Origin of the sequence: Streptomyces sp. NPDC088554, assembly GCF_044752945.1 — a bacterium.
In the GTDB taxonomy this organism is placed as follows: domain Bacteria; phylum Actinomycetota; class Actinomycetes; order Streptomycetales; family Streptomycetaceae; genus Streptomyces.
Genome location: NZ_JBIVMF010000020.1, coordinates 1 through 16476, shown reverse-complemented (window position 1 = coordinate 16476; position 16476 = coordinate 1). Strand labels below are relative to the sequence as shown.

General features: G+C 70.7%; 10 protein-coding genes and 1 tRNA gene. 9 read left to right on the top strand and 2 right to left on the bottom strand.

Going from position 1 to position 16476, the window contains the following annotated elements; genetic code table 11:
• Nucleotides 1-198: 198 nt before the first annotated feature.
• The 8 genes from ACIP8W_RS22860 to ACIP8W_RS22825 all read left to right on the top strand — a co-directional run bounded on the left by ACIP8W_RS22860 (nucleotide 199) and on the right by ACIP8W_RS22825 (nucleotide 13077).
• Nucleotides 199-795 (top strand): small secreted protein, encoded by a 597-nt coding sequence (locus tag ACIP8W_RS22860; protein WP_401955504.1) that lies wholly within the window; start codon nucleotides 199-201, stop codon nucleotides 793-795.
• Between the two features lie 147 nt (nucleotides 796-942).
• Nucleotides 943-2448: a methyltransferase gene (locus ACIP8W_RS22855; RefSeq protein WP_402204382.1), complete on the top strand. Its 1506-nt coding sequence runs from the start codon at nucleotides 943-945 to the stop codon at nucleotides 2446-2448.
• Nucleotides 2449-2669: 221 nt separating this feature from the next.
• A complete protein-coding gene (locus tag ACIP8W_RS22850) occupies nucleotides 2670-2867 on the top strand; it encodes a hypothetical protein (RefSeq protein ID WP_401955506.1) in 198 nt (65 codons plus the stop codon).
• Between the two features lie 377 nt (nucleotides 2868-3244).
• Entirely contained in the window at nucleotides 3245-6100 is a 2856-nt protein-coding gene (gene topA / locus ACIP8W_RS22845; protein WP_402150441.1) for a type I DNA topoisomerase, read from the top strand.
• Between the two features lie 128 nt (nucleotides 6101-6228).
• A complete protein-coding gene (tmk, locus tag ACIP8W_RS22840; protein ID WP_402204379.1) occupies nucleotides 6229-9792 on the top strand; it encodes a dTMP kinase in 3564 nt (1187 codons plus the stop codon).
• A gap of 221 nt (nucleotides 9793-10013) precedes the next feature.
• On the top strand, nucleotides 10014-11219 hold the full coding sequence (locus tag ACIP8W_RS22835; protein ID WP_402204378.1) for a DNA polymerase III subunit delta': 1206 nt from the start codon (nucleotides 10014-10016) through the stop codon (nucleotides 11217-11219).
• Nucleotides 11220-11337: 118 nt separating this feature from the next.
• The gene (locus ACIP8W_RS22830; RefSeq protein WP_402204376.1) at nucleotides 11338-12906 is read left to right on the top strand and encodes an alpha/beta hydrolase; all 1569 of its coding nucleotides are present in this window, start codon (nucleotides 11338-11340) and stop codon (nucleotides 12904-12906) included.
• 97 nt (nucleotides 12907-13003) lie between these two features.
• A tRNA-Thr gene (locus tag ACIP8W_RS22825) sits at nucleotides 13004-13077 on the top strand.
• Nucleotides 13078-13692: 615 nt separating this feature from the next.
• Here ACIP8W_RS22825 and ACIP8W_RS22820 read toward each other — a convergent pair.
• Both ACIP8W_RS22820 and ACIP8W_RS22815 read right to left on the bottom strand, forming a co-directional pair.
• Nucleotides 13693-15306: a tyrosine-type recombinase/integrase gene (locus tag ACIP8W_RS22820; RefSeq protein WP_402204374.1), complete on the bottom strand. Its 1614-nt coding sequence runs from the start codon at nucleotides 15304-15306 to the stop codon at nucleotides 13693-13695.
• A complete protein-coding gene (locus tag ACIP8W_RS22815) occupies nucleotides 15303-15962 on the bottom strand; it encodes a helix-turn-helix domain-containing protein (protein ID WP_402204372.1) in 660 nt (219 codons plus the stop codon). Before ACIP8W_RS22815 ends, ACIP8W_RS22820 begins: the two co-directional genes overlap by 4 nt.
• A gap of 91 nt (nucleotides 15963-16053) precedes the next feature.
• Between ACIP8W_RS22815 and ACIP8W_RS22810 the strand changes: the two genes are divergently transcribed.
• Entirely contained in the window at nucleotides 16054-16341 is a 288-nt protein-coding gene (locus ACIP8W_RS22810; RefSeq protein ID WP_402204370.1) for a hypothetical protein, read from the top strand.
• Nucleotides 16342-16476 lie beyond the last annotated feature (135 nt).

Genomic DNA, 16476 nt, shown 5'->3' with positions numbered 1-16476 from the left:
GATCGGTGATTGATCAATAAGGGAAAATACCGGTCGGCCGTCTCGCGTTCCGCCCGACGCGAACGCGAGACGGGCGTGAGGCGTCTCTCCCCTGGTGCAAATGGCTGCAATAACCCATCGATCGGACGCCCGGCACCTGGTTGCCGTCCGCCCGGCGTGTATGTTCCGGGGCCGAGAGCCTTGGAAGGGACCCATCCGGTGAACAAGAAGCTTGTGGCCGCGCTGTCCGGCGGTGCGGTACTGCTCATGGCGCTGTCCGGTTGCAGTAGCAGCGACGACAGCGACAGCAAGGTCAACGACTGGGCCAAGAAGGTCTGTGACCAGGTTCAGCCCCAGCTGACCAAGATCGCGAGCGCCAATACCTCCATCCAGCAGGCGACCTCGGACAGCAGCAAGCCCGCTGACGTCCAGAAGGCCGACTCCGCCGCCTTCCAGGCCATCTCCGAGGCGTACAAGTCGCTGGGCGCCGCGGTGAACAGCGCCGGACCCCCGCCCGGAAAGGACGGCGGGACCACCCAGCCGGAGGCCGTCAAGGAGCTGAACGCCACCTCGACGGCGTACGCGGGCCTCAAGACGAAGGTCGACGCGCTCGACATCAAGGACCAGGCGAACTTCGCCGACGGTCTCAAGGGCGTCGCGGACGAGCTGGAGAAGCTCAGCAAGAGCGGTGACCAGGCGCTCCAGCGGCTCCAGTCCGGCGATGTCGGCAAGGCGATGGCGAAGCAGCCCGGCTGCCAGAAGCCGTCCGCCACGGCGGGCGGTTCCGGCGCCCCGGCGGCGGGTGGCCAGTCGTAACCCCCGCCACGGCACCGCGCCCCCATCCGGCGCGACGGCTCACGGCATCCGCTCTCGGACGCTCTCGGACCTGACTTCCGCGGCCCGGCTCCCCCGACGGGGACCGGGCCGCGGGCCGTTGTCAGTGGGACCCGCCACAATGGGCGGGTGAGTACGACCAGCCTTCCCACGCCCGACCACGCGCCCCGACTCCGCGAGGCCCTGCTCGCCGCCGACTTCACCGCCGACGGCCTGCTCGACCTGCTCGGTGCGCCCGCCTATGCCGCGCTGGCCCGCAGTGAGACCGTGCCCGCGCTGCGCGCCACCCGCGGCGACACCCCGCTCGAAGCGCTCGTACGGCTCTTCCTGCTCCAGAGCCCCGTCCCCGAGGAGCGCGCCGCCGCCGCGCTGCCGCTCGCCGAGGCGCTGGAGAGCGGCTGGGTCGTGCGGGACGAGCGCTCGATCCGCGCCACGGTGGACGTCCGGCCGTACGGCGGACCCGAGGGGCAGGACTGGTTCATCGTCTCCGACCTGGGGTGCGCGGTCGGCGGCGCCTCGGGGGCGAGCGGCCAGGGCGAGGGCGTGGTGCTCGGAGTCGGCGGCGCCTCGACGACCCTGGCCGGGCTCACCGTCCGTACGGCGGTCGGCAGGGCGCTCGACATCGGCACCGGCTCCGGCATCCAGGCCCTGCACGCGGCCCAGCACGCCACCCGGGTCACCGCCACCGATCTGAACCCGCGGGCGCTCGGCTTCACCCGGCTGACCCTGGCACTCTCCGGCGCGCCCGCCGCCGAGTTGCGCGAGGGCTCCCTGTTCGAGCCGGCCGGGGACGAGACGTACGACCTGATCGTCTCGAACCCGCCGTTCGTCATCTCCCCCGGCGCCCGACTGACCTACCGGGACGGCGGGATGGGCGGCGACGACCTGTGCCGCACGCTCGTCCAGCAGACGGGGGCCCGGCTGAGCCGGGGCGGGTTCGCGCACTTCCTCGCCAACTGGCAGCACGTCGAGGGGGAGGAGTGGCAGGACCGGCTGCGCTCCTGGGTGCCGCGCGGCTGCGACGCCTGGATCGTGCAGCGCGAGGTGCAGGACGTGACGCAGTACGCCGAGCTGTGGCTGCGCGACAGCGGCGACCACCAGCGCGCTCCGGAGGCGTACGCGGCGCGGTACGAAGCCTGGCTGGACGAGTTCGAGGCCCGCAGGACCAAGGCGGTCGGCTTTGGCTGGATCACGCTCAGGAAGACGGACGCCGAGCGGCCCTCCGTGATCGTGGAGGAGTGGCCGCACCCGGTGGAGCAGCCGCTCGGGGAGACCGTCCGGGCTCATTTCGCGCGGCAGGACTTCCTGCGGACGCACGACGACGCGGCGCTGCTCGCGGGCCACTTCGTCCTGGCGCCAGAGGTGGTCCAGGAGCAGGTCGGGCTGCCCGGCGCGGAGGATCCCGAGCATGTGGTGCTCCGTCAGAACCGGGGCATGCGCAGGGCGACAAAGGTCGACGCGGTCGGGGCCGGGTTCGCCGGGGTCTGCGACGGGACCCTGAGCGCCGGGCGGATTCTGGACGCGATCGCCCAGCTGATGGGGGAGGACGCGGTGCTGCTCCGCGACCGTACGCCGCAGGCGATCCGGCTGCTGGTGGAGGAGGGCTTCCTGGCACCGGCACCGGCGCCTCGTTGAGCGGGCACACCCCGAGGCGTACGCGAGGCCCGTCCCCGAGGCGTACGCGAGGTCCGTACCCCGGGGCCGACGCGGGGGAGCGGCGGACGCGTGGCTGCCATCGGGTGAACGGGCGCGTGGCGTTCACCCCGGGTTCGCGCCGGTGACTCCCCGGGGTGTCAGCCTCGGCCTCCTGGATTCTCGGCTCCCCGCGAGGGGGCCCGGACGAACGGGGCGCGGTTATGGAGAGCGGACCGGCGATCTTCGCGGGCACGGTGTTCACACTGTTCGGTGCCGTGCTGCTGCTGTGGACGGGGGCGCGGGTCCTGCACCGCGCCCCGGTCGCCCATGGGGTCGGGCCCGCGGTCTCCATCACGCTGGCGACACTCTCGGGCGTGGTCTTTCTCGCCCTGGGCGTGTGGTGCTTCGGACGTATCTGAGCCACCCGCCGCCCCGCCGTACCGGAACGTCCGGACGATGATCGCCACGGCCTGCGATCCGGCGCCGCCACCGCCCCGGACCTGCGTCGGACGGGTCGCGGCGGCCCGCCCGGGGAGCCGCGCCGGGACACCGTGCGGAATCCCCTCCGGGACGGCCCGACGCGACGGGCCCGGGGGTCCGGGCGGCGGGAACGGCTGGAGTCGGGTTACGGTTCGAGGGGCTGTTGCGGGCTTTGCCGTTTGACACGGGGGCGGGTTGTACCGTCACACTCCGCAGCGAAGCAGCGTCACCGCTGGGCCGTGCCAGGTCCCCGCCGTGCCGCACTGCCGTACTGCCGTACGGGCCCACCGAGCGTCGACCGGAGAGAAGAGCGAAGTTGTCCCCGACCAGCGAGACCGCACACGGCGGCCGCCGACTCGTGATCGTCGAGTCGCCTGCCAAGGCGAAGACGATCAAGGGCTACCTCGGCCCTGGCTATGTCGTCGAGGCGAGCGTCGGGCATATCCGTGACCTCCCGAACGGCGCCGCCGAGGTGCCCGAGAAGTACACCGGCGAGGTGCGCCGTCTCGGCGTGGATGTCGATAACGACTTCCAGCCGATCTATGTCGTCAACGCCGATAAGAAGGCCCAGGTCAGAAAGCTCAAGGAGCTGCTGGCCGAGTCCGACGAGCTCTATCTCGCCACCGATGAGGACCGCGAGGGCGAAGCCATCGCGTGGCACCTCCAGGAAGTCCTCAAGCCCAAGGTCCCCGTCCACCGGATGGTCTTCCACGAGATCACCAAGGACGCGATCCGGGCCGCCGTCGCCAATCCGCGCGAGCTGAACACGCGCATGGTCGACGCCCAGGAGACCCGCAGGATCCTCGACCGGCTGTACGGGTACGAGGTGTCGCCGGTCCTCTGGAAGAAGGTCATGCGCGGCCTCTCCGCGGGCCGCGTCCAGTCCGTGGCCACCCGGCTCGTCGTCGAGCGGGAGCGCGAGCGCATCGCCTTCCGCTCCGCCGAGTACTGGGACCTGACCGGTACGTTCTCCACGGGGCGCGCCGGAGATCCGTCCGACCCGTCCTCACTGGTCGCCCGGCTCAACTCGGTCGACGGGCGGCGGGTCGCCCAGGGCCGCGACTTCGGCTCGGACGGCCGGCTCAAGTCCGGCCAGGTGCTGCACCTGGACGAGGCGAACGCCCGCGCGCTGGCCGCGGCCCTGGAGAACGCCTCCTTCTCCGTACGGTCGGTCGAGTCCAAGCCGTACCGCCGCTCCCCGTACGCGCCCTTCCGTACGACGACCCTCCAGCAGGAGGCCTCGCGCAAGCTGGGCTTCGGGGCGAAGTCGACGATGCAGGTGGCGCAGAAGCTGTACGAGAACGGCTTCATCACCTATATGCGTACGGACTCCACGACCCTCTCGGACACGGCCATCTCGGCGGCCCGTGCCCAGGTCACGCAGTTGTACGGCGCGAGTTATCTGCCGGAGAAGCCGCGTACGTACGCCGGGAAGGTCAAGAACGCCCAGGAGGCGCACGAGGCGATCCGTCCTTCGGGTGATCGTTTCCGCACCCCGGCGGAGACCGGGCTGACCGGCGACCAGTTCCGGCTGTACGAGCTGATCTGGAAGCGGACCGTCGCCTCCCAGATGAAGGACGCGGTCGGCAACAGCGTCACCGTCAAGATCGGCGGCGCGTCGAGCGACGGCCGGGACGTGGAATTCTCCGCCTCCGGCAAGACGATCACCTTCCATGGCTTCATGAAGGCGTACGTCGAAGGCGCGGACGACCCGAACGCCGAGCTGGACGACCGCGAGCGCAGGCTGCCGCAGGTCGCCGAGGGCGACGCGCTGTCCGCCGAGGAACTGTCCGTCGACGGCCACGCCACCAAGCCGCCGGCCCGCTACACCGAAGCCTCGCTGGTCAAGGAGTTGGAAGAGCGCGAGATCGGCCGCCCGTCGACGTACGCCTCGATCATCGGCACCATCCTCGACCGCGGCTATGTCTTCAAGAAGGGCACGGCGCTCGTCCCGTCGTTCCTCTCCTTCGCCGTCGTCAACCTGCTGGAGACGCACTTCGGCCGGCTGGTCGACTACGACTTCACGGCCAAGATGGAGGACGACCTCGACCGCATCGCGCAGGGCGAGGCCCAGGCCGTGCCGTGGCTGAAGCGTTTCTACTTCGGCGAGGGCGACGACCGCGCGGGCGCAGCGTCGAGCGCGGGCAACGGCGACGGGGACCACCTCGGCGGCCTCAAGGAACTCGTCACGGACCTCGGCGCGATCGACGCCAAGGAGATCTCCTCGTTCCCCGTCGGCGACGGGATCATGCTGCGCGTCGGGCGGTACGGCCCGTACGTCGAGCGCGGCGAGAAGGACGCGGAGGGCCACCAGCGCGCCGATGTACCGGAGGAGCTGGCCCCCGACGAACTGACGGTCCAGTACGCGGAGGAGCTGCTGGCCAAGCCCAGCGGCGACTTCGAGCTGGGCGCCGACCCGGTCAGCGGCCACCAGATCGTGGCCAAGGACGGCCGGTACGGCCCGTACGTGACCGAGATCCTGCCGGACGGTACCCCGAAGACCGGCAAGAACGCGGTCAAGCCGCGGACCGCCTCGCTCTTCAAGTCCATGTCCCTGGACACGGTCACGCTCGCCGACGCGCTCAAGCTGATGTCGCTGCCGCGCGTGGTCGGCGCGGACGCCGAGGGCGTCGAGATCACCGCGCAGAACGGCCGGTACGGCCCGTATCTGAAGAAGGGCACGGACTCGCGGTCGCTGACCAGTGAGGACCAGCTCTTCGACATCACGCTGGAAGAGGCGCTGGCGATCTACGCCCAGCCCAAGCAGCGCGGCCGGGCCGCGGCCAAGCCGCCGCTGAAGGAGCTGGGCACGGACCCGGTGAGCGAGCGCCCGGTCGTGGTGAAGGACGGGCGGTTCGGTCCGTACGTCACCGACGGCGAGACGAACGCGACGCTGCGGACCGACGACAGCGTCGAGTCGATCACTCCCGAGCGGGGGTACGAGCTGCTCGCGGAGAAGCGCGCGAAGGGCCCGGCCAAGAAGACCGCGAAGAAGGCGCCCGCCAAGAAGGCCCCGGCGAAGAAGGCCCCGGCGAAGAAGGCGACGACGGCGGCCAAGAAGACGGCAGCGAAGACGACGGCAGCGAAGACGACGGCAGCCGTGAAGAAGACTGCCGTGAAGAAGACGACGGCCGCCAAGAAGACCACGGCGGCTGCCAAGAGCGGCGAGTAGCGACGCGTACGTACGAGGAGGGATCGGAGGCCCGGAGCCGTGGTGCTGCCGGGCCTTCGGCCTTCCCGCCTGGTTCGTACGTTCGAGCGGGGACCCGGGGAGCCCGCCGCTGCGGATAGGCTGGGCGGATGACGCGAGCCGAGCAGCCAACGGTCGTGAGCCCCACCTCCGACTCCACCGATTCCGGCGCACTCGCCGCAGACTCAAGAGAGCGTGCCGTACGGTCCTTGCTGCGCCTCGCCCCGATGCGGCGGCTGTGGGGTGCCCAGCTCGTCGGCGGGGTCGGCGACGTGCTCGCCATTCTCGTACTTCTGCTGCTGACGTTGCAGGCGGCGCTCGCCGAGGATGCGTTCGGTGCCGGTTACCGGGGCGCGGCGTTCGCCGTCGCCGCTGTGTTCGGCGCGCGGATCCTTGCCACGCTGCTGTTCGGGGCGGTGCTTCTCGGGCCGCTGTCGGCGCTGATCGCGCCGCGGACCGGCGGCGGGAAGGCCGCCGGGGCCGTGGTGCTGGTGAAGGCGGAGAAGCCGGGCAAGTCGGGCAAGCTGGGTAAGTTCGGTAAATCCGATGGCAAGACCGGGAAGTCCGGGGGCGCGGACCGGGACGGCGGGCCGCTGGACCGGCGCTGGACCATGATCGTCGCCGACGTACTCCGTCTCCTGTTGCTCATGATCGCGCCGCTGTGGCTCGACTGGACGCCCGGCCGCGCTCTTCCGATCCTCCTCGGCACGGTCTTCGTGCTCGGCGTCGCGGAACGCTTCTGGACGGTCGCCAAGGAGAGCGCGGCCCCCGCGCTGCTGCCGGCCCCGCCGCTGGAGGGCGACGCGGTGCGCCCGCTGCCGGACCACCTCGACGCGCTGCGCCGGCTGTCCCTCCGTACGACCTTCCTCTCCGTGCCCGGCGCGGCCGGGGTCCTGCTGGTCGCGATGGTGATCAGCGATCTGCTGGGGACGGGCGTCGACTGGTTCTCGCTGCATCAGGCGGCGCTCGGCTCGTATGTCGCGGCCGGGCTGTTCGCCGCGTCGGTCTCCACCCTCTACTTCCTGCACCTGCCCGACGGTGCCACGCCCCGGCCGCGCTCCCCGCTCGAAGGGCTGCGCAGCCCTTCGGCGGGCGGCGGCGACGGCGGGCGCGACAAGGGCCGTACGGGCGTGGTGCCGCTGCTCGTCCTGGCCTGCGGGGCCATCGCCGGAGCGGTCTCGGCCGCCGTGGCCGTCTCCGTACTCCAGGCCAAGGACCTCGACGGTGGTCCCGTCGCCTTCGCCCTGCTCGTCCTCGCGCTGACCGGCGGTACGGCGCTCGGTATCCGCGGCGCGGCCAAGGTGCTGCCCGCGCTCTCCAGGCGCCGGCTGTTCGCGCTGGCCATCGCGGTCACGGGCGTCGCGCTGCTGGCCCTGGGGCTGGTGCCGGACACGGCGACGGTGCTGTTCATCGCGCTGTTCACCGGCTTCGCGGCCGGGGTGGTGGCGAATACTGGACACGCTCTTATCGACGTGGAGACAGAGGACTATCGTCGTCAGAGAGTCACCGAACACCTGCACGCCGTTGTCAGGGTCTTCGTCGCGCTCGGCGTGGTCATCGCCCCCCTCGTCGCCGCGGCCATCGGCCCGCACCGCCTCGCCAGCGGTACGTTCGTGTTCGCGCACGACGGCGCGGCGTTCACGCTGATGCTGGTGGGCGCGCTGCTGCTGCCCCTGGCGGCGGTCGTCCTCGCCAAGACGGACGACCGGTCAGGCGTGCCGCTGCGCCGCGATCTGCGCGACGCGGTGCGCGGCGGCGCCGACCCGGCGCAGCTCCCGGCCGCGACCGGATTCTTCCTCGCGCTGGAGGGCGGCGACGGCGCGGGCAAGTCCACGCAGGTGGAGGCGCTCGCGAGCTGGATCCGCGCCAAGGGCCACGAAGTGGTGGTCACCCGCGAGCCGGGCGCCACCCCGATCGGCAAGCGGCTGCGCTCGATCCTGCTGGACGTGTCGAGCGCCGGTCTGTCGAACCGCGCGGAGGCGCTGCTGTACGCGGCCGACCGCGCCGAGCACGTCGACTCGGTCGTGCGTCCGGCGCTGGAGCGTGGCGCGATCGTCATCTCCGACCGCTACATCGACTCCTCCGTGGCCTACCAGGGCGCGGGCCGGGACCTCTCGCCGACCGAGATCGCCCGCATCAACCGCTGGGCGACCGGTGGTCTCGTACCGCATCTGACCGTGCTGCTCGACGTCTCCCCGCAAGCGGCGCGCGAGCGCTTCACGGAGGCGCCGGACCGGCTGGAGTCCGAGCCCGCCGAGTTCCACCAGCGGGTACGGTCCGGCTTTCTGACCCTGGCCGCCGCCGACCCGACCCGCTATCTCGTCGTGGACGCGGCGCAGGAGCCGGAAGAGGTCACCACGGTCGTACGCCACCGGCTCGACCAGCTGCTGCCGCTCTCCGAGGCCGAGATCGCGGCCCGCGAGGAGGCGCGGCGGGCCGCCATCGAGGAAGCCCGCCGCAAGGCAGAGGAAGAGGCCGCGCGCAAGGCGGAGGAGGAGCGGCTGGCACGCGAGCGCGAGGCGCAGCTGGCCAAGCTCCGGGCCGAGGAGGAGGAGCGCAAGCGCCGCGAGCTGGAGGAGGCGCGGCAGCGTGAGGCCGAGCGGCAGGCGGAGGAGGCCAGGCTGCGCGCCGAGGAGGAGCGCAGGAAGGCCGAGGAGGAGCGCCTCCGCCGCGAGGCCGAGGAGCGGGCGCACGAGGCGGAGCAGGAACGGCTGAGGAAGCAGGCCCAGGAAGAGGCCAGGCTGCGCGCCGAGGCGGAGGAGCGGCGCCGCGAGAAGCAGCGCAAGGCGGAGGAGGCGCTGCTCCGGGCGGAGGAGGCGCGGCGGGTCGCCGAGGAGGAGGCCGCTGCTGCGGTTGCTGCTTCGGCTTCGGCGGAGGTCTCACCGGCCGAGATCACGGTGCCCACGCCGGTCGTCCGGCCGCCGGTGGCCGATCCGGACGATGTGACGCAGGAGGTCCCGGTAGTACGCCCCGAGGACCTGAGGCCGAGGCCGGGCGCCGACACGGGCACGGGCGCTGGTCCGGACGCGGCGGAGACGGCGGTGCTCCCGCCGGTACGGGACCGGGCCGACCGGAGCGTTGACGAGACGGCGGTGCTCCCGCCCGTACGCGACCGGGCCGACCGGAGCGTTGACGAGACGACGGTGCTCCCGCCGGTACGGGACCGGGCCGACCGGAGCGTTGACGAGACGACGGTGCTCCCGCCCGTACGCGACCGGGCCGACCGGGACGCCGACGAGACGACGGTGCTCCCGCCGGTACGGGACGAGCCGAAGGGCTCCGGCGGTACGGGGAAGCGGGCGCCCGGGGAGGTACGGGACACCGGAGGCACGCGGGACGCACGGGACGCGCGGGCGGCTGATGAGACCGCCGTGCTGCCGCCCGTACGGACCGGGGATCCGGCCGACCGGGTGCCGCGCGGCATCTTCCGCGACGACGCTCCGCCGAACCGCGCCGAGGGCGTCAACGAGCGGACCCGGGAACTGCCTCGGATCGGCGGCCCGAACGCCGCCGGCCCCTACGTCACAGGACCGGGCACCGAAGGGCCCCGGCGTCCGCGCCGGCGGTCGGACTGGGCGGAGGAGACTCCGCTGGACGACCTCCCGACCCTGGCCGACGAACTGCTCGGTCGGCGCGACGACGGCGACGGGGGCCTGGGCGGGCGCCGGATCTGAGGGCTCTCCGGATCCGGCTGCGGATCATCCGGATCCCCGGCTGCGGCCAGGTGCTTCCAGGGGCCTTCGGGCCTTCAGGTCCTTCGGTCGGGCCGGATTGTCAGACCCCGGCCCCACAATGGAATCCGAGCCGCACGGCAGGGGCGCCCTTGGGCACCCCTGCGCGGACGGCCGGGACCACAGGGCTTGAGAGCACACGGCACGAAGGCGGGTGACGGCACATGACCGTATGGGACGAGCTGGTCGGGCAGGACCGTGTTCAGGTGACGCTCGCCGCCGCCGCGCGGGACGCCGACGGGCTGGTGACGGCCATCGCCTCGGGCACCGCGCCGCCCGAGGCGTCGAGGATGACGCACGCCTGGCTGTTCACCGGGCCGCCGGGGTCGGGGCGGTCCACCGCCGCCCGCGCCTTCGCCGCCGCCCTTCAGTGCACCAGCCCGGACCGCGCGCACGGCGGTGAGCCGGGCTGTGGCTTCTGCGACGGCTGTCATACGAGCCTGATCGGGACGCACGCCGATGTCGAGGTGATCCGTACCGATCTGCTCTCCATCGGTGTCAAGGACACCCGTGAGCTGGTCCGCCGGGCACAGCTCTCGCCGGCGGTCGGGCGCTGGCAGGTCATCGTGCTGGAGGACGCCGACCGCCTCACCGAGGGCGCCGGGAACGTGCTGCTGAAGGCGGTGGAGGAGCCCGCTCCTCGTACGGTCTGGCTGCTCTGCGCGCCCTCGCTGGAGGACGTGCTGCCCACTATCCGCTCCCGCTGCCGCCATCTCGTGCTGCGCACCCCGCCCGTGGAGGCGGTCGCGGACGTCCTGATCAGACGGGACGGGATCGAGCCGGAGGCCGCCCACGCCGCGGCTCGGGCGACCCAGGGGCATATCGGCCGGGCCCGTCGCCTCGCCACCGACGAGCGGGCGAGAGCCCGCCGGTCCACCGTGCTCAAGATGCCGCTCCGGGTGGACGACATCGGCGGGTGCCTCAAGGCCGCCCAGGAGCTGATCGACGCGGCGACGGAGGACGCCAAGCAGGTCGCCGAGGATGTCGACGTCAAGGAGACGGAGGACATGAAGGCGGCGCTCGGTGCCTCGGCGGGCGGCCGGATGCCCCGGGGTACGGCGGGCGTGATGAAGGATCTGGCCGACCGTCAGAAGCGGCGCTCCACCCGTACGCAGCGGGACAGCCTCGACCTCGCGCTCACCGACCTGACGGGGTTCTACCGGGATGTGCTGGCCATCCAGCTCGGCTCGCGGGTCGCGCTCGCCAACGGCGACGTACGGGACTCGCTGGACCGGATCGCCAGGGCCTCGACCCCGGAGCGGACCCTGCGCCGGATAGAGGCGATCGGCGCCTGCCGCCAGGCGCTGGACCGTAATGTGGCGCCGCTGCTGGCGGTGGAGTCGATGGCGGTGTCGCTGAGGACGGGCTGAGGGGACTGGCCGCGGGCCGGTTCGTACGGACCCGTAGCGGGCCGCCGTACGAACAGACGGACTCGTCCGTATGAGTGGTCCGAGGGCGGCGCGGAGGCCGGGCGGCTAGGCTCCCCGAATGGATTCCAGGCGTCTGTTCCGTGTCTCCGCCGTCGCGTTCGTGTCGGCCGGTCTGCTGATCTCCGGTTGCAGTTCCGGCGGTTCGGGCGGTTCGCCGGCCGAGGCATCGGACTCGGGATCGCCCTCGGGACCGTCCGCGGGGACGGTGTCCGTGGATCCGGCCGCCCTGAAGAAGTTCTACGACCAGAAGCTCACCTGGCGCGCGTGCGGAGTTCCCGACTTCCAGTGCGCCACGATGAAGGCGCCGCTCGACTACGAGAAGCCGGACGGGACCGAGATCGACCTGGCGGTGTCCCGGAAGAAGGCCACAGGACCCGGCAAGCGCCTCGGCTCCCTCCTCGTCAACCCGGGCGGCCCCGGCGGCTCGGCCGTCGGCTACCTCCAGGCGTACGCGGGCATCGGCTACCCCGCGCCGGTCCGCGCCCGGTACGACATGGCGGCGATCGACCCGCGGGGCGTTGCCCGCAGCGAGCCCGTCGAATGCCTCACCGGCAAGGAGATGGACGCCTACACCCAGCTCGACCAGACCCCCGACGACCGGGCCGAGATCACCCGGCTCACGAACGGCTTCAAGGACTTCGCCCGGGGCTGCGAGAAGCGCTCCGGCGAGATCCTCCCGCATGTCTCCACGGTCGAGACGGCCCGCGACATGGACATCTTCCGTGCCGTCCTGGGCGACCGGAAACTGTCGTACGTCGGAGCCTCGTACGGCACCTTCCTCGGCGCGACCTACGCGGAACTCTTCCCCGGGTACACCGGCCGCCTCGTCCTCGACGGCGCGATGGACCCGTCGCTCCCGGCCCGCGAGCTGAACCGCGACCAGACCGCCGGTTTCGAGACGGCCTTCCGGTCGTTCGCCGAGGACTGCGTCAAACAGACCGACTGCCCCTTCGACACGAAGTCCCCGGCCGAGGTCTCGACCCGGATGAAGGCGTTCTTCGCGAAGCTGGACGCCAAGCCCGTGCCGACCGGCGAGAGTCGTGAGCTGGGCGAGTCCCTCGCCACGACCGGTGTGATCGCCGCGATGTACGACGAGTCGGCCTGGCAGCAGCTCCGCCAGGCGCTGACCGGCGCGATGAACGACGACGGTGCGGGCCTTCTCACCCTCGCCGACTCCTATTACGAGCGGGACAGCGACGGCTCGTACGCCAATCTGATGGCCGCCAACTCCGCCGTCAACTGTCTGGACCTCCCGCCCGCCTTCAACGGCCCCGAAGCCGTGGCCGAGGCGCTGCCCTCCTTCGAGAAGGCATCCCCGATCTTCGGCAAGGGCCTCGCCTGGGCCTCCCTGAACTGCACCTACTGGCCCGCCAAGGCCACCGGCTCACCGCACCGCATCGAGGCCAGGGGTGCGGCCCCCATCGTCGTGGTCGGCACCACCCGCGACCCGGCCACCCCCTACAAGTGGGCCCGCTCCCTGGCCGGCCAGCTCTCCTCCGGCACGCTCCTCACGTACAACGGCGACGGCCACACCGCGTACGGCCGGGGCAGTGACTGCATCGACACGGCGATCAACACGTACCTCCTCGACGGCACACCCCCCGCCAACGGCAAGAAGTGCTCCTGACCTGCCCGAAGACCCCCACCGCTGGTGTGTACGAAGCACCCCTCGGGACTGTGTAGACTGGCTGCGCTGCTGATCGCACCAACGGTGCACACGGCGCGCCGCCTTAGCTCAGTTGGCCAGAGCAACGCACTCGTAATGCGTAGGTCTCGGGTTCGAATCCCGAAGGCGGCTCGGATTAGCCCCAGGACTCACTCGCCGTGACCTGGGGCTTTTTCCATTCCGTGACCTAATTCCTGTCGGCGCGTCAGCCCAGAGGCTCCGCCAGGCGGCCCCTGGTGGCCGACCGGTGGCCAAACGTGCAAATGGCGTGCAGCGGCGGTGGCCGGGAGTGTCGACGAGTGCGGGCGGACAGCAGCTTGGTTGTTGTTCCATCCCTACAAGCCTTCGTCCGGCATCGCCGCCTGGGAAGGCTTCGGTCAGGTCCAGGGGCCTGAAGTCGTGTGCCGAGGAGGCAGGCGGCACACTTCCGCGTAGCTGCCAGGGATTCCTCTTCATGTTTAGCCGCACGGACACCGAGTCCCACCTTCGGCTGCGACGGCAACGGCTCGAGCGCGAAGCGGAGCTGGGGCCTACGGAGGGCGATGGGCTGGTGGCTCACCCATGGCCGTTCAGCGGACGCCGATTGAGCCGCGCACGAAGCGGAGCGTGCCTGGATTGGCTGTCCGTGGGGAGGGAAAGAGTCACGCTATGCGATCACTCGCGGGCCACTGTGACTATTGAGTGATGTCCATCACATGCCGGAGCCCCGGTCAGATATCCGCTGACCGGGGCTCCTTCACGCCTGAATCAGGCGGAACGTTCTTCCTTGGCCTCGTCGCTCTTGCGCGGAGGCGTCATCCTGGGCCGGCGGGGACAGGCCGTCGACTCCCCGTCCTTCACCGCAGCCAAGGGCCTCCGGGCGTGCGGCACGAGCTGCACGACCTTCTCGGCGGCGTCACGAGCGAGATCGTCCAGAACCGACTGGTAGATGTCCCGGGTGATCCGCGTGTCCGAGTGGCCGAGCGTTTCGGAGACCACCTTGATGTCGACCCCGGCGGCGAGCATCAGCGTCGCTGCGACGTGGCGAAGATCGTGGAGCCGGATCGGAGGAAGGCCAGCGGCTTCCACCAGACGCTCGAAAAGGTCGCTGACCTTGCCAGGGTGAAGAAGGGAGCCATCCTCCTGGGTGAAGATCCGACCGGTGTCCTGCCAGCCCTCGCCCCATGCCTCCCGTTCCCGTTGCTGGCGGGCCTTGTGAGATAGGAGGTCCTGGTTCGTCTCCTCGTCGAGTGCGATCAGGCGAAAGCCGCTGTCAGTCTTAGGGGCACCCTCGTGGACCTCCCAGCCGTCCTGCACGAGCTGGGTGGCGATGGCGAGCGAGCGAGCCTTGGCCGAGTGATCTTCCCAGCGGACGCCGCACCCTTCGCCGCGCCGTGTCCCTCGGAAAGCGATGATCCGCCAGAGCACGTACAGCCGGTCCTGCTCGACGAAGTCGAGGAATGTGCCAGCCTGCTCGGGGGTCCAGACCATGATCGGCGAAGGCTTCTCGCCGGTCTCTTTCCAGCGCGCGATGCGCTCGTCGCTCCAGACCAGCGCCTTCGGCTTCGTGCCCGGCAGCAACTCGACGTGTGCCGCCGGGTTGAAGGCGGGCATTACCTGCTGGGCGATGGCGACGTTCAGCGCGGCGCGCAGGGTGTCCCGGATATGCGGCTGCGTGTTGAGGCCGGTGATCCGCCGGAAGGGAGGCATCGCATCGAGCTGAGCACGCAGCCAATGACGCCGGGCACGGTTCTCGGCACCCTTGTTCGGCGTGGCCTTGAGGTCGTCGCGCACGACGCGACGCTGGGCGTTCTGCTCCTGGATCTCGATGTTGCGCTCGTTGATCGCGTCGAACATCGAATCGATGTGGTGCACGCGGAGCTTGTCGAGGCGCAGGTGCCCGAGATGCGGCTTCAGGTGGACGCGGATATCGCACTCGTAGCGGGTCGCCCCACCGCGCCGCAGACGCTTACGCCCCGCCAGCCAGGTGTCGAGCCACTCCGCCACGGTGACCTTGGAGTTCAGGGACTGCCCTGTCTTGAAGCGGCGGCGGGTGTCGTCGTAGTCCGGGACCGGGTCCTTGTCCTTGACGCAGTTCTCCAGAAGGTCGCTGATCTGGGTCTTGCCCCAGGCGTCGTCCTCCTCAGGAATGGCCATGAGGGCACGGACCTTGTCCAGCTCCTCCTGCGCCTTGGTCGAGGTCTCGAAGCCGCCACGACGGAACCGCCTGCGGTCGCCGTTTTGGTTGGGTTCGAGTTCCTGGACGGCGGTCCAGGTGCCGTGTCGGCGTGAAGACTTGAGCTTGGGGCAGGAAGCGCCGTACTCCTTCTTGGTCTTCGGGTCCGTGCACCGGCACCGTCGTATGAGGTTGCCGTTTTTCACTCGCTGTCCTCCGAGGGGGTCGGTGTTTCGGGCTGGTCGACGAAGGCCAGCTCGTCGGGCAGGGACGGAGGGGTCAGGTCGCGGTCACGCATCCGACCACGGAACGTGCGCAGTTCCTGACAGTCCTCGAACGCGTGCTCCTCGTAGCCCTCGGCGCGCTGCAGGAGGGTGGCTCTGCGGGCCCGGTCCAGCGTGGTGCTGGCCGCCCGTCGCCTCTCCCTGGCCAAGGAGTGGGAAGACATCGCGGCGGCCACCAGGTCACCGTGCTGACGGAAGAGGTCGAGGATGCCCCGAGCAGAGCCTTCGGGAGCGGGCTCGGCCAAGGGCGACTCGCCCGTGAACCATGAGACCGCATCCCAGGTGGAGACTTCACGACCGGGGAGGACCTCGACCGTGGCTGAGGACCCGAGCGGGAAGAGGAGAGTCACCGGCGGGACACTCAGGACGGCAGCCAGCACGACGACCTCCGCGACGGTGATGCTCGTCTTACGCCCGGACTCCAGGTTCTTCATCGAGTGCTCGGTGAACTCCGGCAAGCCGCGGTCGGCACAGCCCTGAGCGACCTCGGCCATCGTGAGGCCGGCGGCCTTGCGGGAGTCCCGCAGGCGCCGTGCGATCCGACCGGTGAACGCTGTCGGCCATTGATCAGGTGTCATGGTGACACTTTAAGAGACTAGAAGGTGCTGCTGCAACTTCGTGATACACCTACGGCGTCACCGCGACACGAGATATTCCCAGGAGGGCACCATGGCGGCATCCGATTCGTCCCGTGAGACACGAGGGCTGACGGGCGACGAGCTGCTTGCTCTCCCTGCCGTGATCGACCTCGACACCTCGAACCGAGCGCTGATGATCGGCCGATCAACGGGATACGGACTCGCTAAGCAGGGGGAGTACCCGGTCAAGGTGTTGCGCCTCGGCAACGCCTACCGGGTGGTGACGGCTGACCTGCTGAAGTTGCTGGGCCTGGAGCGTCCGCAGGCAGGTGGAGATCAGGGCGACGGCAGAAGCGAGCGTCACGGGCTCGCTGCCTAGTAGGGCTTGGTCATGTGCGGTCTGTGATGGCGTGTCTTCTTGATCGGTCGTGTCGTTGATCGGGTGTGCTGAGTGAGGAGTTGGCTGCGGTCCGGTGTGATCTGGAGGACTTCGCGGCGGAGATGTTCGAGCCGT